The organism is Ensifer sp. BR816 (assembly GCF_000378985.1).
GTDB lineage: Bacteria > Pseudomonadota > Alphaproteobacteria > Rhizobiales > Rhizobiaceae > Sinorhizobium.
This window is the reverse complement of sequence record NZ_KB905370.1, coordinates 4,986,679-5,008,743: the sequence shown is the minus strand read 5'-3', so window position 1 is coordinate 5,008,743 and position 22,065 is coordinate 4,986,679. Positions and strand designations below refer to the sequence as shown.

24 protein-coding genes are annotated in these 22,065 nt (G+C 63.5%); 7 read left to right on the top strand and 17 right to left on the bottom strand.

All coding sequences use genetic code 11. The features are described from left to right. Positions 1–157: 157 nt before the first annotated feature. From RHIBR816_RS0124035 to RHIBR816_RS37645, 10 genes are all read right to left on the bottom strand, one after another. The gene (locus tag RHIBR816_RS0124035) at positions 158–1,723 is read right to left on the bottom strand and encodes a Do family serine endopeptidase (RefSeq protein ID WP_018239156.1); all 1,566 of its coding nucleotides are present in this window, start codon (positions 1,721–1,723) and stop codon (positions 158–160) included. Positions 1,724–2,041: 318 nt separating this feature from the next. Beyond that, the gene (locus RHIBR816_RS0124030; protein WP_018239155.1) at positions 2,042–2,497 is read right to left on the bottom strand and encodes a cytochrome c-type biogenesis protein; all 456 of its coding nucleotides are present in this window, start codon (positions 2,495–2,497) and stop codon (positions 2,042–2,044) included. Beyond that, positions 2,494–4,479 carry a heme lyase CcmF/NrfE family subunit gene (locus RHIBR816_RS0124025; RefSeq protein WP_018239154.1) on the bottom strand — a complete coding sequence of 662 codons (1,986 nt, stop codon included), beginning with the start codon at positions 4,477–4,479 and terminating at the stop codon, positions 2,494–2,496. The genes RHIBR816_RS0124030 and RHIBR816_RS0124025 overlap by 4 nt, the downstream gene beginning before the upstream one ends. Beyond that, a complete protein-coding gene (gene ccmE, locus RHIBR816_RS0124020; protein WP_018239153.1) occupies positions 4,476–4,928 on the bottom strand; it encodes a cytochrome c maturation protein CcmE in 453 nt (150 codons plus the stop codon). The genes RHIBR816_RS0124025 and ccmE overlap by 4 nt, the downstream gene beginning before the upstream one ends. Next, positions 4,925–6,070, bottom strand: coding sequence for a c-type cytochrome biogenesis protein CcmI (gene ccmI / locus RHIBR816_RS0124015; protein WP_018239152.1), 1,146 nt, complete (start codon positions 6,068–6,070; stop codon positions 4,925–4,927). The genes ccmE and ccmI overlap by 4 nt, the downstream gene beginning before the upstream one ends. Positions 6,071–6,210: 140 nt before the next feature. Beyond that, on the bottom strand, positions 6,211–6,657 hold the full coding sequence (locus tag RHIBR816_RS0124010; RefSeq protein ID WP_018239151.1) for a lipA protein: 447 nt from the start codon (positions 6,655–6,657) through the stop codon (positions 6,211–6,213). 247 nt (positions 6,658–6,904) lie between these two features. Continuing rightward, positions 6,905–8,290, bottom strand: coding sequence for a HAMP domain-containing sensor histidine kinase (locus RHIBR816_RS0124005; RefSeq protein ID WP_018239150.1), 1,386 nt, complete (start codon positions 8,288–8,290; stop codon positions 6,905–6,907). After that, on the bottom strand, positions 8,280–8,951 hold the full coding sequence (feuP, locus tag RHIBR816_RS0124000) for a two-component system response regulator FeuP (protein ID WP_018239149.1): 672 nt from the start codon (positions 8,949–8,951) through the stop codon (positions 8,280–8,282). The genes RHIBR816_RS0124005 and feuP overlap by 11 nt, the downstream gene beginning before the upstream one ends. A gap of 40 nt (positions 8,952–8,991) precedes the next feature. Next, on the bottom strand, positions 8,992–9,243 hold the full coding sequence (gene feuN / locus RHIBR816_RS0123995; protein ID WP_018239148.1) for a two-component system FeuPQ modulator FeuN: 252 nt from the start codon (positions 9,241–9,243) through the stop codon (positions 8,992–8,994). Positions 9,244–9,453: 210 nt separating this feature from the next. Then, a complete protein-coding gene (locus RHIBR816_RS37645) occupies positions 9,454–9,669 on the bottom strand; it encodes a hypothetical protein (RefSeq protein ID WP_157628229.1) in 216 nt (71 codons plus the stop codon). Positions 9,670–9,850: 181 nt separating this feature from the next. Between RHIBR816_RS37645 and RHIBR816_RS38065 the strand changes: the two genes are divergently transcribed. Both RHIBR816_RS38065 and RHIBR816_RS0123985 read left to right on the top strand, forming a co-directional pair. Continuing rightward, positions 9,851–9,991, top strand: coding sequence for a hypothetical protein (locus RHIBR816_RS38065; RefSeq protein WP_018239147.1), 141 nt, complete (start codon positions 9,851–9,853; stop codon positions 9,989–9,991). A 129-nt stretch (positions 9,992–10,120) separates the two neighbouring features. Next, positions 10,121–10,456, top strand: coding sequence for an MmcQ/YjbR family DNA-binding protein (locus RHIBR816_RS0123985; protein ID WP_018239146.1), 336 nt, complete (start codon positions 10,121–10,123; stop codon positions 10,454–10,456). 22 nt (positions 10,457–10,478) lie between these two features. On the opposite strand, the gene RHIBR816_RS0123980 is transcribed toward RHIBR816_RS0123985, so the two are convergent. Continuing rightward, a complete protein-coding gene (locus tag RHIBR816_RS0123980) occupies positions 10,479–10,946 on the bottom strand; it encodes a YcgN family cysteine cluster protein (RefSeq protein WP_018239145.1) in 468 nt (155 codons plus the stop codon). Positions 10,947–11,089: 143 nt separating this feature from the next. Between RHIBR816_RS0123980 and RHIBR816_RS0123975 the strand changes: the two genes are divergently transcribed. From RHIBR816_RS0123975 to RHIBR816_RS0123965, 3 genes are all read left to right on the top strand, one after another. Beyond that, positions 11,090–13,306, top strand: a complete 2,217-nt coding sequence (locus RHIBR816_RS0123975; RefSeq protein ID WP_018239144.1) for a transglycosylase domain-containing protein — start codon at positions 11,090–11,092, stop codon at positions 13,304–13,306. 178 nt (positions 13,307–13,484) lie between these two features. Continuing rightward, complete coding sequence (locus RHIBR816_RS0123970) at positions 13,485–14,072, top strand: DUF1214 domain-containing protein (protein ID WP_018239143.1); 588 nt, start codon at positions 13,485–13,487, stop codon at positions 14,070–14,072. Beyond that, complete coding sequence (locus RHIBR816_RS0123965; RefSeq protein WP_018239142.1) at positions 14,065–14,613, top strand: membrane protein; 549 nt, start codon at positions 14,065–14,067, stop codon at positions 14,611–14,613. The genes RHIBR816_RS0123970 and RHIBR816_RS0123965 overlap by 8 nt, the downstream gene beginning before the upstream one ends. A gap of 90 nt (positions 14,614–14,703) precedes the next feature. Here RHIBR816_RS0123965 and RHIBR816_RS34575 read toward each other — a convergent pair whose 3' ends face one another. The 3 genes from RHIBR816_RS34575 to RHIBR816_RS0123950 form a co-directional block, all read right to left on the bottom strand. Next, positions 14,704–14,874, bottom strand: a complete 171-nt coding sequence (locus tag RHIBR816_RS34575; protein ID WP_018239141.1) for a hypothetical protein — start codon at positions 14,872–14,874, stop codon at positions 14,704–14,706. A gap of 293 nt (positions 14,875–15,167) precedes the next feature. After that, positions 15,168–15,449, bottom strand: coding sequence for a hypothetical protein (locus tag RHIBR816_RS0123955; RefSeq protein ID WP_018239140.1), 282 nt, complete (start codon positions 15,447–15,449; stop codon positions 15,168–15,170). Between the two features lie 180 nt (positions 15,450–15,629). After that, on the bottom strand, positions 15,630–16,394 hold the full coding sequence (locus RHIBR816_RS0123950) for an SH3 domain-containing protein (protein ID WP_026187371.1): 765 nt from the start codon (positions 16,392–16,394) through the stop codon (positions 15,630–15,632). Between the two features lie 257 nt (positions 16,395–16,651). Between RHIBR816_RS0123950 and RHIBR816_RS0123945 the strand changes: the two genes are divergently transcribed. Continuing rightward, a complete protein-coding gene (locus tag RHIBR816_RS0123945; RefSeq protein WP_018239138.1) occupies positions 16,652–17,728 on the top strand; it encodes a DUF2336 domain-containing protein in 1,077 nt (358 codons plus the stop codon). A gap of 133 nt (positions 17,729–17,861) precedes the next feature. Here RHIBR816_RS0123945 and RHIBR816_RS0123940 read toward each other — a convergent pair whose 3' ends face one another. The 3 genes from RHIBR816_RS0123940 to RHIBR816_RS0123930 form a co-directional block, all read right to left on the bottom strand. Then, positions 17,862–18,218, bottom strand: coding sequence for a DUF1491 family protein (locus tag RHIBR816_RS0123940; RefSeq protein ID WP_018239137.1), 357 nt, complete (start codon positions 18,216–18,218; stop codon positions 17,862–17,864). A 175-nt stretch (positions 18,219–18,393) separates the two neighbouring features. Continuing rightward, the gene (locus tag RHIBR816_RS0123935; protein WP_018239136.1) at positions 18,394–19,374 is read right to left on the bottom strand and encodes a peptidoglycan-binding domain-containing protein; all 981 of its coding nucleotides are present in this window, start codon (positions 19,372–19,374) and stop codon (positions 18,394–18,396) included. Further along, a complete protein-coding gene (locus RHIBR816_RS0123930; RefSeq protein WP_034815639.1) occupies positions 19,346–20,911 on the bottom strand; it encodes a HAMP domain-containing sensor histidine kinase in 1,566 nt (521 codons plus the stop codon). The genes RHIBR816_RS0123935 and RHIBR816_RS0123930 overlap by 29 nt, the downstream gene beginning before the upstream one ends. Before the next feature lie 615 nt (positions 20,912–21,526). On the opposite strand from RHIBR816_RS0123930, the gene RHIBR816_RS0123925 reads away from it, so the two are divergent. Beyond that, positions 21,527–21,964: a DUF5330 domain-containing protein gene (locus RHIBR816_RS0123925; RefSeq protein ID WP_026187368.1), complete on the top strand. Its 438-nt coding sequence runs from the start codon at positions 21,527–21,529 to the stop codon at positions 21,962–21,964. The last annotated feature ends 101 nt before the right edge of the window (positions 21,965–22,065 follow it).

Below are 22,065 nucleotides of genomic sequence, written 5' to 3'. Positions count from 1 at the left end.
GTTTCGGTTTGCTTTGCAGGCCGAACGCTGGGTTCGGCCGGAACAGAGGACGCCGCGAAATCGCACGATGTCGCGGCGCCTCGTCGTCGGCCAGGACCCGGGCGGCGAGTCCTAGAGCTCGCCTGCCCGCTCCCGGTGTCTTGCTGTTTGCCGCGCCTCAGCCCTGAGCGATCGGCAGTGCGACGAAGCGGCTGCCCTCGTCGGCCTCGATCTGGAAGAGCGCCTTGCTGCGCCCTTCCTTCTTGGCGTTGTTGATCACCTTCAGGATGTCGTCCGCCGATTTCACTTCCTGATTGTTGACGGAGACGATCTTCTCGCCCTCCTTTAGGCCGCGATCGGCGGCATCCGAGTCCGGATCAACCGACGCGATGGTGACACCCTTGCCGTCTTCCGCGGGGCTGACTTCCAGGCCAAGATCGGCCAGTGCCTCTTCGCTCGCCTGACCCTGGTCGGTCTGCTCGTCACTGGTGTCCGGCGCGGTAGCCTTGGCCTCTTCCGGCAACGTGCCGATCTCGAGCTTGACGCTCTGAGACTTGCCGTCACGCCAGAGGGTGACCTCGGCAGTGGCCCCGGGACGCATCGTCGCGACCCGCCGCGCGAGGTCGCGCGGATCCTTGATCGGCTCACCGTTGAGAGCGGTGACGATATCACCCTTCTTGATGCCCGCCTTTTCGCCCGGCGAACCGGTCTGCGGCTCGATGACAAGCGCACCGCTCGCTTCCGAGAGCCCGAGCGATTCGGCAATATCTTTCGTCACCGGCTGGATCTGGACGCCGAGCCAGCCACGGGAAACCGAACCGTCCTTGATGAGGGAGTCGACGACATCCTTCGCGACCGACGCGGGGATTGCGAAGGCAATGCCGACATTGCCGCCCGACGGCGAGAAGATCGCCGTGTTGATGCCGACGACTTCGCCGGAGAGATTGAACGTCGGGCCGCCGGAATTGCCGCGGTTCACCGCCGCATCGACCTGCAGATAGTCGTCATAGGGGCCGGAGCCGATGTCCCGGCCGCGCGCCGAGACGATACCGGCCGTCACGGTGCCGCCGAGACCGAAGGGGTTGCCGACGGCGACCACCCAGTCGCCGACCCGCACCCTGTTGTCGTCGGCGAAGCTGACATAGGTGAACTTGCGGTTGGCGGCATCGACCTTGAGCACGGCAAGATCGGTGCGGCTGTCCTTGCCGACGAGCTTGGCGTCGAGTTCCGTTCCGTCGTTCATGATGACCGTGAAGGCGGAGCCATCGGATACGACGTGGTTGTTGGTGACGAGGTAGCCATCCTCGGTGATGAAGAAGCCGGAACCCTGGGCTCTCGGACGCAGCCGACCTTCGCCATGCGGACCGCGGCGGTCACGCCAGCGATCGGCTCTGTCGCCGTCGCGCGAGCCGGGACCGCCGAATTCACGGAAGAAGCGCTTCAGCGGATGGTCGTCGGGCAGGTCCTCAAAACCGCGGCCACCGAAGTCGAAGGTGAAGTTGCTTTCGTCGTTGGACGCCTGTTCGCGCGCCTGGACCCGCACGGAGACGACAGCCGGAGAAACTGCGTCGACGACGTTGGCGAAGCTCGGAACAGACGGGGCCTGGACCTTGACCGCCTCGGCGAAGGACTGGGTGATCTGCGCCGGCAGGCCGGTCGTCAGCATGACCGCAGCAAGACCGGCAATCGTGGAGGTCTTGAGAACGGTCTTCAGCGACGGACGCGGAGTTTTGATCATGGACATTCGTTTTGCCTTCTCTGTTGCATGAAGCCGCCGAGCGGTGGGCAGCTTCGAAACCTTGACCACGAGCGGTATTCGGAGGACGATCGTCCGGAACCCGCTCGCCTGGCTGTGACTGGAGGAACAGCCGATAACGAAACGTGTAACGGATGGGACCTTACTGAGTTCTGTCCGGAAGATGAATTTTTGGTAATGTTCCGGCAGGGTGGAAATGGGCCGCGGATGCTCGGGCCACGGGGTTGCCCCGCCGGCGCGCAGCCGTTCGCTCAACCAATTGAACGGATTGTCTTTTTTGAAGCTCCCGACCGGGTTGGAGGAACCTTACGGCCGAAGCAGCTTGTCCAGCTTTTGCTTTTCCTCGTCGGAAAGCGGCGCGCCGGCGGGCCGCGCGCCGCGCCGGCGGGCGGCGACGACCAGGGTGACCGCGCCAAGGACGAGCAGCACGACCGGCATGCCCCAGAGAACCAGCGTCTTGGCCTCGAAGCGGGGGCTCAGCAGCACGAATTCACCGTAGCGCGAGACGACATAGGCGACCACCGCCTCGTCGGTATCGCCCTCCTTCAGCCGTTCGCGCACGAGCAAGCGCAGGTCCTTGGCGAGTTCGGCATTGGAATCGTCGATCGACTGATTCTGGCAAACCATGCAGCGAAGCTTGGCCGAGATCGCCCGCGCCCGCGCCTCGAGAGCCGGATCGGCAAGCACTTCGTCCGGGTTGACCGCCAAGGCTGGCGCAATGGATGCGAGGCAAAGGAAGAGTGCGACAAGAACGCGGATCATTCGGCGGCTCCCGCGGCAAGCCGTGCCGTCCTCGCGCGCGACGGGGCGCCCACCCTCAGGCGCCGATCGCTCAGGGAAACGATGCCGCCCGCCATCATGACCAGAGCGCCGCCCCAGATGCAGAGGATCAGCGGCTTCCACCAGATGCGCACCACGATACCGCCGCCGGTCATTTCGTCGCCCAGCGAGACGTAAAGCTGACTGAAGCCGAACGTCCTGATCCCGGCCTCCGTCGTCGGCATGCGGCGCGCCGAATAGAGGCGCTTCGACGACCAGATCTCCGTTACCCTCACGCCGCCGCGGCTAACAGTGAAGTGACCGGTGTCCTCCGTGTAATTTGGCCCACGGCCCTGGCGCATGCCATCGAAGCGCAAGCTGTAACCACCGGCATCGACCAGCATTCCGGGCTTCATCTCGACGACGGTTTCGGTCTCGTAGGCCGTCACGGCGACTGTGCCGATCAGCGTGACGCCGAGGCCGATATGCGCAAGCGCCGTGCCGAAGGCCGAGCGCGGCAGACCCAGGAACCGCCGCAGAGCGACGCTTGCCACCACCTTGCCGAGGCCGGAGCGAAGCGCGACATCGGTCAGCGCACCGAGGATCAGGTAGACGCCGAGCCCGATGCCGAGAACGGCGAGAACGGGGCCACCGTTCTTGGCATAGTATACGGCGGCCGCAAACAGCAGGCCGGCGCCGACGGCGGCGAAGAGGCGCTGGGCGGCAGCGGCAAGGTCGCCGCGCTTCCAGGCCAGCAGCGGACCGAAGGGGACCGCGAACAGCAAAGGCAACATCAACAGGCCGAAGGTCATGTTGAAGAACGGCGCGCCGACCGAGATCTTGTCGCCGGTGAGCGCCTCGAGCACCAATGGATAAAGCGTGCCAGTGAGGACCGTTGCCGTCGCCGTCGTCAGGATCAGGTTGTTCAGGACGAGCGCGCCCTCGCGCGAGATCGGCGCGAAGATGCCGCCGGACTTGAGATGGGAGGCGCGGAAGGCGAAGAGCGACAGGGCGCCGCCGATGAAGACGACAAGGATCGCCAGGATAAAGACGCCGCGCGTCGGATCGGTCGCGAAGGCATGGACCGAGGTCAGCACGCCCGAGCGCACTAGGAAGGTGCCGAGCAGCGACAGCGAGAAGGTCAGGAGCGCCAGCAGCACTGTCCAGATCTTCAGCGCCTCGCGCTTTTCCATGACCAGCGCCGAGTGCAGGAGCGCCGTCCCGGCGAGCCAGGGCATGAAGGAGGCGTTTTCGACCGGATCCCAGAACCACCAGCCGCCCCAGCCGAGTTCGTAATAGGCCCAGTAGGATCCCATAGCGATGCCCGCCGTCAGAAACGTCCAGGCGGTCAGCGCCCAGGGCCTGACCCAGCGCGCCCAGGCCGCATCGATCCGGCCCTCGATCAGCGCTGCGATCGCGAAGGAAAAGCAGACGGAGAAGCCGACATAGCCGAGATAGAGCAAGGGCGGATGGATGGCGAGACCGACGTCCTGAAGTACAGGGTTCAAATCCCGGCCCTCACCTGGAGCCGGCACCAGCCGGGCGAAAGGATTGGACGTCAGCAGGATGAAGAGCGTGAAGGCTGCGGCGATCCAGGCCTGAGCCGCCAGCACGTTCGCCTTCAGGGTTTCGGGCAGGTTGCGGCCGAAGCTTGCGACCAGCGCGGAAAAGAAAACGAGGATCAGCAGCCACAGAAGCATCGAGCCCTCGTGATTGCCCCAGACGCCGGAGATCTTGTAGATCAGCGGCTTCAGCGAATGCGAATTTTCCCAGACGTTCCGGACCGAGAAGTCGGAGGTTACATAGGCGAAAGTCAGCACCGCGAAGGAGAAGGCGACGAGCAGGAAGGAGACGATCGCCGCGCTGCCGGCCAGCTCCACCAGGGCGCGATCATCGCGCCGCACGCCGATGAGCGGCAGCACCGACTGGATGAGCGCGGTCGCGAGCGCCAGCACCAGCGCATAGTGTCCGAGCTCGATGATCATTGAATGTTTTCCTTCCCGCCAAGCGTGACGCCCTGGGCCTTCAAGCGGTCGGCCACGTCCTTCGGCATGTAGGTCTCATCATGCTTGGCGAGCACCGTGTCGGCAACGAAGACCGGGCTGCCCGCGACGAAGGCGCCCTCCGCCACGACGCCCTGGCCCTCACGGAAGAGGTCGGGAAGAATTCCGGTATAGGTCACCGGCACCGCCGCGAGCGTATCGGTCACGCTGAAGGTGACCGTCTTGCCGTCGCCTCGCTTCACCGAACCCGCTTCCACCAGCCCGCCGAGGCGGATGCGCGTGCCCGGCTTGAGATCCGCCTTTGCGAGGTCTCCCGGGACATAGAAATAGGCCACGGCCTGGCTGAAGGCGAACATGACCAGGAGGACGGCGACCATGAGGAAGCCGACACCGCCGCCGATAATTGCTAGCCGTTTCTGCTTCCGGGTCATTCCTGCGCTCCGCCGCCGTCAATGCCGAGTTCACGGCCGAGAGCCACCAGTTGCTTGCCCTCGTCGCCGCTGGCCGGAAAGGCCTGCAGCCCTTCGCGTAGGGCATCCTCGGCCTTGTCTCTTTGATCGAGGACAACATAGGCACGGATCAAGCGCATCCAGCCCTCGAAGTTCTTGGGATTCTCCTTCAGCCGGCCGGCAAGACCGTCGACCATGCCGCGGATCATCGCCTGACGATCGCCGGCACTCATCCCCTCTGCGGCAGCGATGTCGTCGGATGTCGGATTGCCGAGCTTTTCGCCACCAGCACCAGGCTCGCCGGAAGAAAGCTCCGCAATGTGCTGGTTGACCAGCGGCAGCCACGGCGCACCCACGGGTGACGTGCCGGCGAGTTTGCGGAAGGCAGCGAGCGCATCGCCCATCTTTCCTTCCTGCTTGAGACCAAGGGCGAGATAGAACTCCGAGCGCGGGTCATTGGCATCGAGAGCCAGCGCCTTCTTCAGGGCATCCTGCGCTGCCGCCGTCACCAGACCGCCGGACTGTACAATCAGGGCCTCGGCATAGCCGCCCAATCTGGCTGCCGTCGGTTCGAGCAGCCGGATCGCCCGGTCATAGGCGGCGACCGCGTCGTCCACGCGGCCGCTGCGCATATAGATCGGGGCGAGCAGGTCCCAGCCCGCTCCGTCGTCGGGGTTGAGGGCGAGATGGTTTTCGGCTTTGGCGATCAGAATATTGATGTCCTCGCCGGGATTGGCGAGCCTCGCCGCCAGGGGCTGCGCCGGCACCCCCGGACTGCCTGTCGTCAGGTACAGACAGAGGCCGACGGCTGGCAGACAGAGGAGAATGAACGCCTGTGCCAGGCGGGTCGATCCAAGCCGCCTGGATGCGCGATCCGTGGTCGATGCATCGGCGGCACTGGCGGCAATCAACCGGCGTCCGATTTCTGCCCTCGCCTGCTCCGCGTCTTCGCCGCTGATCAACCCGGCCTCGCGATCTCTCGTCAGTTCGTCGAGCTGGTCGCGGTAGACCTCTATGTCATGACTGTGAGGAGACGGAAGGGACGGCGCCGCCCGCATCAGCGGGAGGACAAGCGCGACAGCGACAGCCGCCGTCAAGATGGCGACAAGAATCCAGAACAGCATGGAAGCGAAATACTATGAGGTTTGCCGCTTTCCAACTCGAAAACCGAAAATGACGGAGATTTGAGGCGTTTCGCCGCAAGGCAAACATTGCCGCTCCGGCAAGTGCGGCACGGACGACGGCAGCCCGCGGCGTGCTGTCCTCAGGTCAGCGGCGACCACGTGCCATCGCTGTTGCGGCAAGCGGCGCCGCGCGCCGTCGACGACTGGCCCTTCACGGCCACCGTATGGCTGTACTGACGGCAATTCTGAGAACCGACCTGATAGGGGGCGGCAGCAACAACCGAGCCGCTGACTCCGCGTCCTTCCCAAGCCACCGGCTGGCCGCCCGGGGCGGCCTCGAGCGCTCGATACTCCGCTTCGAGCGCGCGCTGGCGGTCGGACTTGCCAAGTTCGATATGGCCGAGGCGTGCGATGACGCCGCCCTGCAGGGCCTCGATATAGGCCGCCGATGACGCTCCGCCCGCCGCGGCTGCGCCAAGACTTGCGGCCGCACCGCCCTGCGTGCCCGACGTCGTCCCGCAACCGGCGAGGGCGACGGTCGATGCGACGACCACGATCCTGCTGCCCAAGGCGACGGCCCGCCCCATTTCTGCGTTAATCCTCATGATACGCGACAACTCAACCCTCATTGACCGGTCGCCACGCGCATCTCGGCAATCGCGATGAAGCGGCGGCACTTGCGAGTTTCTTTTTGCACCCCCGGCCTCACTAGGCAACCGCGCCCCGCGCCGCAGCGGGCATTTTCGACGGCTGGTGTGACCGCCGGATCACGAATGGCGGCTGACGACTGGCCGATCTGAACGGAAGACGCTGCTGACTTTTCCTCATTCCAGGTTAGACCGCCGCCGGCAGGACGAGCTTGGCCCTCAAGCCTCCCTCGTCGCGTCGACTGAGTTCGACACTACCCTGATACTCACCGACGATCTCGCTGACGATCGACAGTCCCAGCCCGGTGCCGGGCTTGCTTTCATCGAGCCGCTTGCCGCGCTTCATCGCCAATGTGATCTGATCCGGATCGAGCCCCGGCCCGTCGTCGTCAATCCTGAGCACGATCCACTCGCGACCGGATTGCTTGCTGCGCTCCTGTTCGGCGGCGGGCTCGACGCTGAGCACAACCTGTTCGCGTGCATAACGCGCGGCATTCTCTAGCAGGTTGCCGACGGTTTCTTCGACATCCTGCTGCTCCATGGCGAGCACCAGCCCGGGCGGGTTGACCGACAGGCTGAACTCCATGTCCGGGTTGAGCCGCCGCATCACCCGGACGATCCTTTCGAGCGCCGGCTGAGCCTCGGTTCTCGCCAGAATGGAGCCGCGCTGGGCCGCGATCCGGGCGCGGCTGAGATAGGTCTGGACCTGCGTCTGCATTGCGTCCGCCTGCGTCCGGATCAGTTCGCCGTGGGGGACCTCGAGAACGCGCGCCTCGTTGAGGAGCACCGCGATCGGCGTCTTCAGGGAGTGAGCGAGATTACCGACCTGCATGCGGGCACGCTCGACGATGCGGCGATTGCTGTCGATCAGCGCGTTCACCTCATTGGCAAGCGGCTGAATCTCGCGCGGGAAAGCGCCGTCCAACCGCTCGCTCTCGCCCGTGCGGATCTTTTCGAGCGAGCGGCGCACCTGGTCCAGCGGCCTGAGGCCGAAGAGAATGGTCAAGGCGTTCACCCCAAGACCGCCGAGACCGAAAATGGAGAGCGCGATCGTCAGGTTGCGGGTGAAGCGGTCGATGTCCGCTTCGAGGACGTCGCGGTTGCCGGCAACCCGGAAGCGCGCCGTGTGACCCTGGATGTCCAGCACCACTTCGGTTTCCGCCACTTCGACCTCGTTTCCGAACGGATCCTCGGTCGTGTAGAAGCGCTCGTAGCGAATGTCGAAGGGAACCTCGTCGACGCTGACGATCGGCAATTTGGCGGAACCGAGCGACGTCGACAGCAAGGGCGGCGTATCGAATTCACCGATCGGCTCGACGATCCAGTACCAACCGGTCTGCGGCTGGGAGAAGCGCAGATCGCCAAGCTGGGGACTGCCGGCCAGGGCGGCCTTTTCGTCGACGGAGATCGAATTGATGACGTTGTAGAGCTGGGCGCGCAGCAGGTCCTGGAAGCCCCGTTCGGAGCCCTGCCGGTAGAGCGCCGAGATGACCACTCCGATCACGACGAGGGCAACGACGGCCCAAACGGTCGAAACCGCCAGAACGCGCGCCGTGAGGGATCTAATGGCCATTGCCGGGTGCTTGCATCCGATATCCGAGACCGCGCACCGTCTCGATCAGGTCGTTGCCGATCTTCTTGCGAAGGCGGCCGATAAAGACCTCGATCGTGTTGGAGTCGCGGTCGAAGTCCTGATCATACATGTGCTCGACAAGCTCGGTGCGCGAAACCACCTGCCCCATGTGGTGCATGAGATAAGAGAGCAGCCGGAATTCGTGGGACGTCAATTTCAGCGCGACACCGCCGACGGTCGCCTTCGAGCCCTTGGTGTCGAGGCGGACCGGTCCACAGACGATCTCGGAACTCGCATGTCCCGCCGCGCGGCGGATCAGCGCCCGGATGCGCGCCAGCACCTCCTCGACATGGAAAGGCTTCGCGACATAGTCGTCGGCGCCGGCGTCGATCCCTGCCACCTTGTCGCTCCAGCGGTCGCGGGCCGTCAGAATCAGTACCGGCATGGTCTTGCCGTCGGCGCGCCACTTTTCCAGCACCGTGATGCCGTCCATTTCCGGAAGGCCGATATCGAGGATTATCGCATCGTAGGGTTCCGCGTCGCCGAGATAATGGCCTTCCTCTCCGTCGAAGGCCTGGTCGACGACGTAACCGGCTTCCTTCAGCGCTTCGGCCAGTTGCCTGTTCAGATTGACGTCGTCCTCGACTATCAGGATGCGCATCGTGCTTCCACTTCCCTTTGCTGACGGGCGCCGCAGATGCCTACATCGGCACCTTGACCGTCACTTTCTTCGGCCGCCCTCCATTGCCCGGGATTAGCACGGTCACGACGCACTTGCCATCGGCTGTCGGTTGGGCGGAGAGCAATTCGCCGCCGGTCTCGGCAACCACTTGCGCCGCCGCAGCGCTGCAATCACCCGCCACGCGGACAACAACCGTAGGCACGTCAGCAGCAGGCAGCGAAAACCCTGCGAGGCCTGCGGCGAGCGCGACTATGGTCACTGATGAAGACATGAACGCACTTTCGACTTGGGAAGATCATGGCAAAATCATTAGCCGATAGAGGCTGAATGGCAAATGAATGTCCGCCGCGACGGCCGCGACATCCCGTTGCAGGCGCCGGCGCGCCCGAACCCGATTATCCACCGGAGATTGCAGCCATGGCGAGGCCGGCCGCGCCTCCCGGGGCATTGAACGGGTCAGGGGTCCGTTAAGATCTATGGATCATACTGTCGGAGGAACGGCGCGGCTTTCCATGAAGCTGGAGCCGATTCGCGATTCAACCGAGTTGCATGGAAGCATTTGCTCAGAAGTTGATTCCGGATCGTCGGAAGTCGCGCGAGCTAACTCGAAAGGCGAGTCCGGCTCTGCTCCCAACCCTTTGAAGATGATTGCATTTGGACTTCCACCCTGGGTGCCGAAACGCTCATCGAAGGTCATGTCTCATCGCGCGCAAATCCACCGCCCCCCGGAGCCGACAGGAAAGCGCGGTGTGGATGAGTTGACAATTAATCGATTTAAAGATTTTTCAATCGTTTAAATAGTTTAACCCCATGATTTACAAAGTATTTGCCGTATGAAATGGTCCGGCAATCGTAATCGTCTCGCCTAGGAGGACCGGATGCAGACACTCGCGAACAAGCCGCCCGTATCATCGCAGTCCAGAATTCCACAGTCGCTGCTCGACCGCTTCGAAAGCGAATGGCGCGATATGCGCGCGGCCAGCGAAACTGCTCACAAGCCGGTTCCGCCTGCAGAATGATTTCTCTCTCCCGGCGGTCATTCGCCGGGACTGAATAATCCCATCCGCTTGAAAACATTGCCTCGCGCCCGCTAGCCGGCGGGGCGCGAGGCTTTTTGTCAATTGTCGATTTCGTGCTACTCTTTTCGGATGCTGACCGAAGAAATCGAAAAGCTGGCACTTAGTCTTCCGGGGACGCAGGAAAATGCGCACTTCGGAACGCGCGACTTTCGGGTGGGCAAGCGCATCTTCATGACCCTGCCGGAGGCCGGCCGCGCCGTCTTCAAATTGACGCCCGATCAGCAGCGCATGCTGCTCGAAACGGAGCCGGCGGTCTGCGCCGCAGTGCCCGGCGGCTGGGGCGCGCGAGGCTGGACATCACTCTACTTCGTGGATGCCGACGAAGAGCTCATCCGTCAGTCGCTGGAGACGGCGTGGAGGAATGCCGCCCCAAAGAGCCTCGTGCGCAAAAACGGCGGTCACTAAGCGGTCACTGAAAAGCGCCGAACTACCCCGCCGGTTCGAGGCCCACTTCCAAGGGCCAGGTTACCAGATAGTCTTCATAGTCTTCGATGTCGATGCCGTCTTCGGCAACGGCGCGTCCGCGCACGGAGATCCCCGCCGCATGCACCGTTTCCGGATCGCCGGAGACGAGCGGGTGCCACCAGTAAAGGTCACGCCGCTCGGCAACCAGACGATAGCCGCAGGTCGGGGGCAGCCAGGAGATTTCCCGCACCGCCTGCGGGGTCAGTTGGACGCAGTCGGGGACGGTTGCCTGCCGGTTGTCGTAGTCCTTGCATCGACAGCTCTCGCCGTCGAGCAGCGTGCAGCGGATCGACGTCCAGGCGATCTCGCCCGTGTCCCAATCCTCCAGCTTGTTGAGACAACAGAGACCGCAGCCGTCGCATAGGCTTTCCCATTCGGCGTCGGTCATCTCGTCCAGGGTCTTCGTCTTCCAGAAAGGCATTTCGCCCATCGCGTCACACTTTCGTCACTTCCACGCCGGCATGGAAACTTTGCAGAAAATTGCCGGTTTTTTAAGGCCGACGGCGCGATATGCAAGTAGATTGGAATTTCGCGCCGTGCAAATATCGTCGTGTGGCAAGGAAGCTTCGGGACATGAACGCCGTGCAGGAACCGGGGAAAGAGGAAAATCGGCCGAAGAAGCGACACTTCTTTCTGCGGATCGATTCCTGGATCGACTCGACCGTATGGAATGCCGGCTTTCGCCTGGCGGAATGGTGGGAAGACACCACCATCTTCTTCCGTCGCTTTCGCATGCGCGGCTGGAAACGAGCGCTTTTCGAAGTGCTCGGAGAAGGGATGACCTGGGGCACCGCCGGCGCCGTGCTGATGCTCGCGCTTGCGCTCCCGGCTTTCGAGGAAACCAAGGGCAACTGGCGGGCCCAAAGCGACTTTGCCGTCACCTTTCTCGACCGCTACGGCAACGAGATCGGCCATCGCGGCATCATCCATGAGGATTCCGTACCGATCGACGAGTTGCCGGATCACCTGATCAAGGCGGTGCTGGCGACGGAGGACCGCCGCTTCTTCGATCACTGGGGCATCGACTTTCTCGGCCTGTCGCGCGCCATGACCGAGAACGCCCGCGCCGGCGGCGTGGTTCAGGGCGGCTCCACGCTGACGCAGCAGCTCGCCAAGAACCTGTTCCTCACCAACGAGCGGACGATCGAACGCAAGATCAAGGAAGCCTTCCTCGCCGTCTGGCTCGAGTCCAATCTCTCGAAGAAGGAAATCCTCCGCCTCTACCTCGACCGCGCCTATATGGGCGGCGGCACTTTCGGAGCCGCGGCGGCGGCTCAGTTCTACTTCGGCAAGGCGATCACCGATATCGATCTCGCCGAGTCCGCCATGCTGGCCGGGTTGTTCAAGGCGCCGGCGCGCTACGCGCCGCACGTCAACCTGCCGGCGGCACGCGCCCGCGCCAACGAGGTTCTGTCAAACATGGTCCAGGGCGGCCTGATGACCGAGGGCCAAGTGCTCGCCGCCCGCCTCAACCCGGCGAGCGTCATCGATCGCGCCCAGGTCAAGGCACCGGACTTTTTCCTCGACTGGGCCTTCGATGAGGTCCAGCGCATTGCCGCCCCCTTCGCGCAGCATTCGCTCATCGTCAGGACGACGATCGACATGGGGCTGCAAGCGGCGGGCGAGGAATCGATCGAGTCGAGCCTGAGGCAATACGGCGAAAGCTACAAGGTCAAGCAGGGCGCCCTGGTCATGATCGAGAACGGCGGCGCGGTACGCGCCATGGTCGGTGGCCGCGACTATGGCGAAAGCCAGTTCAACCGCGCCACCCGGGCGCTGCGCCAGCCCGGCTCCTCATTCAAGGTCTATACCTATGCGGCGGCGATGGAGAAAGGCATGACGCCCGAGACGGTGGTCGTCGACGCGCCGATCACCTGGCGCGGCTGGTCGCCGCAGAACTACGCGCGTAAGTACGCCGGCCGGGTCACCTTGATGAATGCTCTGGCAAGGTCGATCAATACGGTTCCGGTACGCCTCGCCAAGGACAAGCTCGGCACCGAGATCATAGCCCAGACGGCCAAGAGAATGGGCGTCGAAACACCGATCCGCACAGACAAGACCATGCCGCTCGGCACGTCGGAGGTGACGGTGCTCGATCAGGCAACGGCCTACGCGGTCTTTCCCGCCGGCGGCTTGGAATCCCGACGCCACGGCATCAGTCAGATCCTCAATTACGACGGCGATATCCTCTACGACTTCGGCCGCGACGCACCGCCGGCGCGGCGGGTTCTGAGCGAACAGGCCATCTCGTCGATGAACCGAATCCTCACCCAGATCCCCGTCATCGGTACCGGCCGCAAAGCCGCGCTCAGCAACGGGATCGTGACAGGCGGCAAGACGGGGACGACGCAGGCCTATCGCGACGCCTGGTTCGTCGGGTTCACCGGCGACTACACGACAGCCGTATGGTTCGGAAATGACGACTACACGTCCACCGAGGAGATGACGGGAGGCTCCCTGCCCGCGATGACGTTCAAGCGGCTGATGGATTATGCCGAACAGGGGATTGAGCACCGCGCAATCCCGGGGATCGAGGCTCCGCCGGCCGAACCGCAAAAGGAGCCGGAGGCCGTCGCGGAGGCCGCGCAGGATGAAAACGCCTTGCCGCCGCTTGTCCGGCCGCGATCGCTGTCTGCCGACGTGACCCGCCTGTTGAAGTCGATCGGCAGCGCCTTCGAACGGGCGTCGCCGCTGAAGCCCAGGGAAAAGGTAGGTGGCCGGGTTGCGGCGCTCGAAGCACCCGACGGAACGCCAGTGACGCCGCGGGTGACAGATGCCGCCAAGAATTGAGCTCGCAACGACAAATCCGTTCTCTGGCGGCCACGAGCCCCGTGCGGCTTGCCAGGCGCGCTGCAGCGCTTTGAATTGCTGCATGTTTTTGCACTTGAATCAGCTATGATCCAAGAAACATGCAGTAGCCATCGCCGCACAACCGCTTCACTGCCGCCAGGATAAACGAGAGCTCCCCTTGTTCCGCGTTCCCCTCCTCGTCGCCCTTGCACTTCTCATCGCCTTCGGCGGCGGCATCACGTCGGCCATATGGGCACTCAAGGCAACCGTCGGCTTCGGATCGATCGCGATCGGCCCTTGGGTGGCCTTCCCCGAAGCGCAAACCGTCGCGGCTGATCCCTATGCAAAAGCGCACCGGGCGCGTGCCGGGGAATTGCTCTATGGCGGCGCAGAAGGGCTGAGGTTCACGGCCGCCACCGACGATTCCGGCGCGCGCCTTTCGGCCGCCTGCTCCTATGACATTTCCGGGATCACGCCACCCGCCCGCTTCTGGACACTCTACGCCGCGACCTCCGACGGCGCCACGCTGCGACCGGGATCCGAGATACCGTCGGCGATCAATTCGTGGACAGTGCTGCGCGCCAAGGACAGCGGCTTCGTCATTCACGCCTCGCCGATCGCACAGCCGGACAATTGGCTCGCCATCCGCCATACGGGAAATTTCCAGCTCGTCCTGACCCTGCTGGATACGCCAACGGCGGGCTCTTCCGGGCTGATCGACCTCGCAATGCCGAAAATCGTCAAGACGGGCTGCGGGAATGCGTAGAGCCCTGTTCACCCTTCTCGTCGGGCTCGTCGGCGCCGCCCTCCTGCACATCGTCATCATCCTTGTCCTGCCGCAGTTTACCGGCCGCGACGCCTATACGCGTATCCTCGGTCTCCTCGAGATGGACAGTTTCTTTCCGCTCGCGGCCGAGCCGGGTCCGACCGGGCTGGACAATAGCGACCCCTTCCTGCGCACCGCCGTCTGCAGCTTCTCGGTCGAGGATGCGCCGGCGCGGTTCATTGCGCGTGGCACCGTGCCGTTCTGGTCGCTGTCGATCTTCGACAGCGGGTCGAACGAAGTCTTCAGCATGAACGACCAAACCGCCGTCAACGGCGATCTCGATCTCGTCGTCGCCACGCCGATCCAATTGGTCGACCTGCGCAAGTCGCCGCCGGAGGCGCTCGCGCAATCGATTATGATCGAAATGAAGGACGCGGAGGGCTATGCCGTCCTGCGCACGCTGGCGCCGCTCGACAGTTTCGAAACGCAGGTCCGCGATTTTCTCACCGAATCGAGCTGTGCTCCGTTCCGTCGCCAGTAGCCAGAACGAGGGGAATTGGAGAGGAAATGGGTGCGCGTCGCCAGTAGCTTCATCGGCGAGCCCGCTTGCGAGACGATTGCGCCGGTCCGGCTACTGCTTCTTGACCTGTCGTCCTGTCGGAGCGGTTGGCTGCGGACCGCGCCCGTCGAGGCGTTCGTAACGGATGCCGGTAAAAAACAACACTTTGGCGCTGGCCGCGGCAATGGGGCGCCTTCGCGGCACCTTGACCTTGCGGTCCTGCAATCTGATTACGTCTGCCATGCTCGTCTCCATACATTCATGAGACGGATGAACACAGATTTCACCCTGCCCGATTGCGGGCCGGCGCATTCCCGGAAAACCCGGACAGACGCGCCTTTCTCAACTCACTCCTTCTTCCGGTTCCCCTCCCCGGATGTCGTCCGTTTCAGTGCACATCAGATGCGGATCAATAATAGCTTGCTGAATGCGATTGAGCCATAGCCCGGTTAACCCTATCTTAATCCAGACCATGGGTCCTTAACCAAGCGCAATTGCCAATTCTGGTGGTGTGTGAGTGCGCGCAGAAGGTGGCCTCAGCGTCTCGCGAACAGGCCGAACAGGAATGCGACACCCGCTACGGTCAGCAGGGTCGAAATCGGATCGTCACGAACACGCTCCCGCAGCCGTTCCGTCATCAGTTCCGCTTCCCCCTGGACGACCGCTTTGGCGCCGCTGCCGATGGCCGAAACCGTCTCCGTCAGCCGCACGATCTCGGCCCTCAACTCGGCGACCTGGGCCTGCAATTCGATCTGGGTGTCTGCCGCAGTCTTTTCCGCTTCCATAGTGCCCACCGCTGCCAGCTTTTTTTCCGCCATTGTCTCCGCTCCCTTAGCTATCGCGCGAAGTCAACGCGTCGAAAAAGGATTGGTTCCCGCAAGACTCCGGCAAGGCGGACAAGAAAAAAGGCAGGCGGCAATCGCCGCCTGCCCTTCCGCAAACCATGGTCGGAGCAGCCGCGAGGGCTCGCGCGCCGCTCCGCCGGACTCCACGGTCCCTCAGTCGTTTTCACAGGCGAAATCGCCGAAAACGCATTTCGGCACCGTTCTGACTTCCCCGTCGCGTCGCAACTCGCGCAATTGGCGGGACCGCTCTTCCTTGCGATCACCCTGATAGTTCTCTGCGGAACCGCCTTCCCAGTTCTCGTCGCGGCGCCGGTCCCGCCGCTCCGGACGTTCACGCTCCCGCTCGCGTCGCCATTGCTGCCGTTCCCGGGCCTCTTGCCTCTCTCTCGCCTGTTGACGTTCCCATTCGCGGCGGTCCTGCTCGCGCTCCCATTCGCCTTCTGATGCTCGCCGGCTTTGCCGCTGGCGACCCTGTTCTTCGCGCTGCCACCGCCAATCGCGATCCTCGGCCCAATCGGGCCCGCGGCGCCAGCGGTCGCGGTCACGATAGAAATCGCGGCCCCGATAGTTGCGGTCCCAATAGCGATCGAACTCGAAGACGACCGTCGGGATTCCGAGCGGACGATAGTATTCCGGCTCCACATAGACGCGGTTGCTGCGATAGAGCGCCTGCACATATTGTCCGGCCACCCATCCGCGACCGTCGTAAAAGGAAACGTCGCACCAGGGCCGGTCGGCCAGGCATCCATGGATTTCCACCGATTCACCCACCGGTATGATCGTGACGGCAGGGTAGCGGGTACTCGGGCCCGAGCGCATGTTGACATTGGCGGTGGCAAAGCCCTCCGCGGCTTCGGCAACCAAGGGCATGAGCGCGAGGGCACACACGGCCGCCACCCGCAGGAACGCTTTCTTCACGGACACTTCTCCCATAGGAAGGCCACTGGCCCTCTGCTTCGGCGGGCCTTATCGCCCTTCACCGTCGAATGAGGAATAGGGCCGCATATGGAGTTTTTAAGGCTGAGTTCGCCGCGTCGCGGATGAACAGCGGCCGATCGCATCGATCCGCCATGTGGATGCCGCAAGCCTGAATAAAGCCTCAAGGTCCATAGTTAATGCTACGCTAACGATTTCGATCTAATTTTTGAGACGTGTGCCGTTCCGAGCCATCGGCAATGGCGTCATGCTTTTTGCATCTGGGATTTGTCGTGACGAACCGGTTTCGTGAGTTGGAAAGGCCGCAGACGGGCCGGCTGAAGGACGTCGTGCTGATGGCGACCGTCACCGGCTTCGAGAGCCTTCGCATCCCGCGCAAATCCGACTTGAAGCAGTTCGCCGAGCTCTTCGAACCGCTTTTCCTCGGTTCCAGCAACGAGGCGCGGCGGCAGGCTGCCGCTGCCCTATCGCAATGCGCCCATGTGCCCGAATCGGTCGCGCTGCTCATCGGCAGCATGCCGATCTCGATCGCCGCGATCTTTCTCACCCGGTCGAAAGCGATCCCGGATCGGACGCTGATGTCGATCATCCGCCAGCAGGGCCCCGCCCATGCCAATGCGATCGCGCATCGGGAGGATCTTTCGCCGTCGCTTGTCGATGCGCTCGTGGAACACCGGCAGCTGACTGCCGCCGCACCGCCCGCCGACATATCCGTCACGGCCGCCCCGTCCCCACCGGCACCGGCCGACGGTCGCCCCTCATCCGAGCGCGTGGCCCGGGAAAACAAGCTGCGCGAGGAGATCAGGGCGCTGGCGCGCGCTGGCGCCCAGCCTCTCCGCCAAGGGGCAAGCCTCCAGCCGATCGACGATCTCCATCAGGCGCTGCTGATGCGGTTTGCCCGCAACGGCGAGGCGATCCTGTTCGCGACGGCGCTTGCCGACGCCCTGGCGGCAAGCGGCGCGCTTGCCGAAAGAATCCTTCTCGACGTTTCCGGCCAACAGCTCGCCGTCACACTTGCGGCGCTCGACTTCCCCGCTGCAGATCTGGCCGTCCTGCTCCTGGCGCTTTACCCGCATCTTTCCGACAGGTCTGGCACAGGCAACCGTGCCGAAGCCTTGATCAGGAGCCTCGACCGAAAGACAAGCGTCGAACGCGTGGAAGCGTGGCTGCGCGCCGACGGCGACGCAAGGCCGATCCGCCACGAAACCCATCTCGCGGAAAATCGGGCCCCCGATTCGCGTCGGCAGGAGGCACGCGCCGCGCCTGGCATTCCCGCGGGTGCGGCACAGCCCAAGCGGACCACCGGGCGAAAATAATATGCCGCCTCCTGCAGCGCCGTGCGTCCTTTAGGACGCACAAAGGACGCTGTAAGCCTTTGAATCTACACATCGCGCTTTCCGAAAATCGGGTCCGATTGTCGGGCCGATGCGCTAAGGGCGGATTTCGCCTTCAACGGCTGGCGTCCGTATCCGCAACCACATGCAACAGATCGCCGCAATCGTCGAGCTCGATCTCGACGATCCAGCAATCCGGGTCGAAGCGGATTTCCGACGACAGAGCGCCATCGATGACTTCCGCCTGCGCGTCCCGCAGCCGAACTTCGAACTTGCGGAGACTATCGGTTTCCTCCTCGAAGAAGCTCTGCGGCGCCGGCGCATAGAGCGTCTCGGTCCCGAGGCGGGTGCGCTGGCGAATGAAAAGCGCCCCGGCTTCCTCCGCTCCTTTGCGCAACACTGCCGCATAACCGCCGCCCGCGAAAACGCGGCGCAAGAGCGAGGCGACGAAGATGTGGGTTTTGACGCGCATTCCAGGCAGATACACGCGCACTGATCGATATGCAAACGACCGCCCTGCAGCGCCGCGCGTCTTGTCAGACGCGCGAACGTCGCTGTCGCTTTTTGAAATGCTGCATGTTTTAACTTTAAGTCGGTACGATTTAAGGAAAGATGCAGTAGGGGCCGTCGCCGCAATCCTTACGGATTTATAGCGCGCCGATTTCCTTCAGCTTCTTGAGAACCTTGCCGTTCGGTTCGCCGGTCTGCGGAAGCCGGTAGTGCTTCTCGAAATGGCGGATCGCCGCCCGGGTCTGATCTCCGGCGACGCCGTCGACGACGATGTCGGCGTAGGCGAGGTTGCTCAGCCCCTTCTGGATATTCATGACAAGTTCGCTCGATGCCGGGATCTCGGCAGGCGGAATGAGCGTTGTATCCCCCTCCGCGGTGCGGATCGCGGCGGCGACCGGATCGATCTCCGCGGGCACCGATTTCGGGTCGGCATAGGGGCGGCTGCCCGGCGCTGCAAGGGCGGTTTCGGAGCCCTTGGCTGCCCGGAGCACGTGAAGGAGATCGGCGTTGGCCATGCCGGTTTCCCTGCGCCCGGCGCGCTTTTCGAAGCGGAGGATGGCGGATGCGGTCTTCGGACCGTTGCGGCCGTCCGGCGTGCCGTCGTAGAGGCCGAGCCGGGCCAGTTCCTTCTGGACGTCTGCGACAAGAGCCGACGGCAGGGCAGCGCCCACGTCCGCCGAGGTCTCCGCCGACCGCAGCGCACGTAGCTCCGAGGAACCCTCCTGCCCGGCGACCGTCTCCTGGTCCTGTTCCGCCTTCGCTTCGCCTTCGCGCTCGATCACGAAGGTCGTCACCTTGCGTGGTTCGACGGCCTCGCCGTTGGCGGCCGCCAGGCGCTCGGCAACCTCGGGGCCTACCAGCGGAACCCGGGTGCGCAACAGCGGCGAGGGATGCGTACCGGGCTGATACCACATGGCGTTCGCCGCCACGAAGCTGAAGACAACGGCGAAGGCCGCCGATCCGCCTGCTCCCAGCGGATGGTGCCCAATCAACCGGCCGGCCAGCACGGCGCAACGGCCGAGGCCCTGGCCCGCGAGCGCCAATCCGCGCAACGCGATGCCCTGCCGCGACCGCCCGCCCCGTTTCCGGTCAGGCTGTTTTCGCTTGCGCGGCGCCATGTCCCCTTTCCTCGATTGTTCGTTTGGTAGCCTCTGTCTGCAATTCGCACGTCTTTTCGTCGCGCCCCTTCAGCCGCGGCGGAAATTCCACTCTCGCGCCGGCGCTCACCTGCTCCGGTTTGTCAATGCCGCAGCCGTCCCGCGGTATCGACACGACGACAACCGTTCCCTCGCCTTCCGAGCTGCGGATCGAAATCGTGCCGCCATGCAACTGGACGAGCCCCTTGACCAGCGACAGGCCCAGACCGGTGCCCTCATAGCGGCGCGTATAGTCATTTTGAATCTGGACGAAAGGTTGGCCGAGCATTTCCAGCTTCTCTTCGGCAATACCGATGCCGGTATCGCTGACGGTCAACTTCAACATCGCGCCGTCGATTTCCGCATCGACCGTGACGAGGCCGCCCTTGTCGGTGAACTTCACGGCATTGCCGACGAGATTGATCAGGATCTGCTGGAGGGCCCGTTGGTCGGCGTTGATTTCACCCACCGACCGGGTCACGCGGCTTGTCAGCCTCACGCCCTTCTCACGCGCCTGATGCGACAGCATCGCTTCACAGGCGGCGACCGCGTCCGCGACCCGGAAAGGCTCGGGCACGAGCTCGTAGCGGCCGGCCTCGATCTTGCTCACATCGAGCATCGTGTTGACGACGGAAAGGAGATGCGTGCCGGAACGGTGAATCAAGGAAACATATTCGCGCTGCCGGTCATTCTCCAGCTTGCCGAAATATTCGCCGGAAAGAACATCCGAAAAGCCGAGAATGGCATTGAGTGGCGTGCGCAACTCGTGACTCACAGCCGCGAGGAAACGCGTCTTCGCATCGTTGGCCGATTCGGCATGCGCCGCCTTCGCGGCGACTTCCGCCCGCAGGCGGGACTCGTCAGAAACATCGCGGGATTGGGCGATGATCGCCATCAGACGCCCCTCGGCATCGCGAAGGGGCGTCATCTCGCAGCGCATGTGCACGAATTGCGGAGCATCGGCAGAAGCCGACGGACGCTCGATGCGGATATCGACCGCCGAGCACTCGCCGTCCTGGCGCAATGCATCGATCGCCTTCAGGAAGCTGATGCGGTCGGATATATGAATTTGTTCGATCAAGCCGCGTCCGCGAGGGTCGCGCATCAACTTCAGGTGGCCGGGGGCGTCGCGCCCGTGAACGGACAGCACGTGGCCACGCGGGTCGTGAACGGTGACGAGACCGGCGAAGAGATCATAGGCCGCGGAGAGATCAGGCAGATCAGTGACGAGGGACGGCTCCGCCTCCGCGGCCGCCGGCACCATGCGGTGCGCCGCAAGGCTCGCTGCTGCCGCAAGCAGTGAAGCCGACGCCCAAAGCGCCGTCCCGACCGGTAAGGCCACGGAAACCGGCAAGACCGCCGACAGGGCCAGCGGCACGATCGGCAGTGCCGTCAAGGCGACGGCGACGAGGGGACGCAGTCGTTTGAAATCATGGCGTTCCGCAACGCGGCCGGGCGGGCGTCGCGGCAGCCATGCAGCGGCGGCTTCATCCATGCGGGATGCCCAATTGCCAGCCATGTTACGCAATACGCTCACGCTTTGCCCTGCCACCTTTATTCTTCTTGCGAGGCAGATTCGCAGTCCTTGCGCGTTTCGCAAGCAGGTAGAACGGACCGCCTCGTGATGGTCCGAATCTCGCATCCCCGGCTTAATGAAAGAATAAACGCGCTTGCCGCGTGGGCCCGCGAAATGGGTGAAAATTCCCGTTTCGAGGCAATTCCGATGAGCTTCGTCCGTTGTGGTTAACGGCGCGTAAGCAGCGGATTTCGGTGGATTTTCTGCTTCCTGTTAATGATTTGGGCAGAGCGCGCCGGCGGCGGTGTCGCGCCACTCGGGCCTTGCGCCGCACAGCCTGCCATGAACCTTAACGGTGGTCGTTAAAATGCGGGATAAACACCCACCGACCATGCCAGAATCGACCAGTTCGCTAAAATTTGAACCAAATCCCGGCATTTCTGGAAAACCGGTCTTGTGATTCCCGTTCTACCGTCGACGACAGAAGACACCCGACGTGCTGCGACACAGCCACCGGGCGCAGGACAACAAAAGGCGTTGGCGATAGAGGGCATGCCGAAGACACCAAATCCGGGCTCGAAATTCGGAGGCGGCGGCCTGATAGAGGATGGGCAGAACATGTGGTTTCTCGTAAAGGCGACGTTCTGGTTTTCGCTAGTGCTCGTATTGCTCCCCTTCCTCGACCCGTCGAGCAGCGCCAAGCTGGAAAACGGGCCGAAAGTGGAAATCGGCGACACCTTCTCCGCGGCCAACGAGGCCTTTCAATATATCAGCGCGATCTGCATCCAGAAGCCGGACGTCTGCGAGAAGGGTGGCGAAACATTCGTCGCCCTCGGCCACCGTGCCCGCGAGGGTGCGCGCATCGCCTATGAGTTCCTGGACAGCCAATTTGCCGAAACCGAGACCGGAGCGCCCGACGCCAAGGTCATGACCGGCACCGTGCGGTCTGCCGAGACCCTCCCATCCGGAGAGCCGGCGAATGAAGCCATGCCGGTTTTCAAGCGCACGCCCGTCCCGGAAAAGCGTCTCGATCCCAAGGCGGCTGCGACCAACTAGACCGGTTCTGCCAGTAAGCCCACTGCCAACTGTGCCGTCGCAAAGGCTCTCGCGCCTCGCGGCGGTTTTTGTTCGAGCCCTCGGCCGAACGGAATCCCATT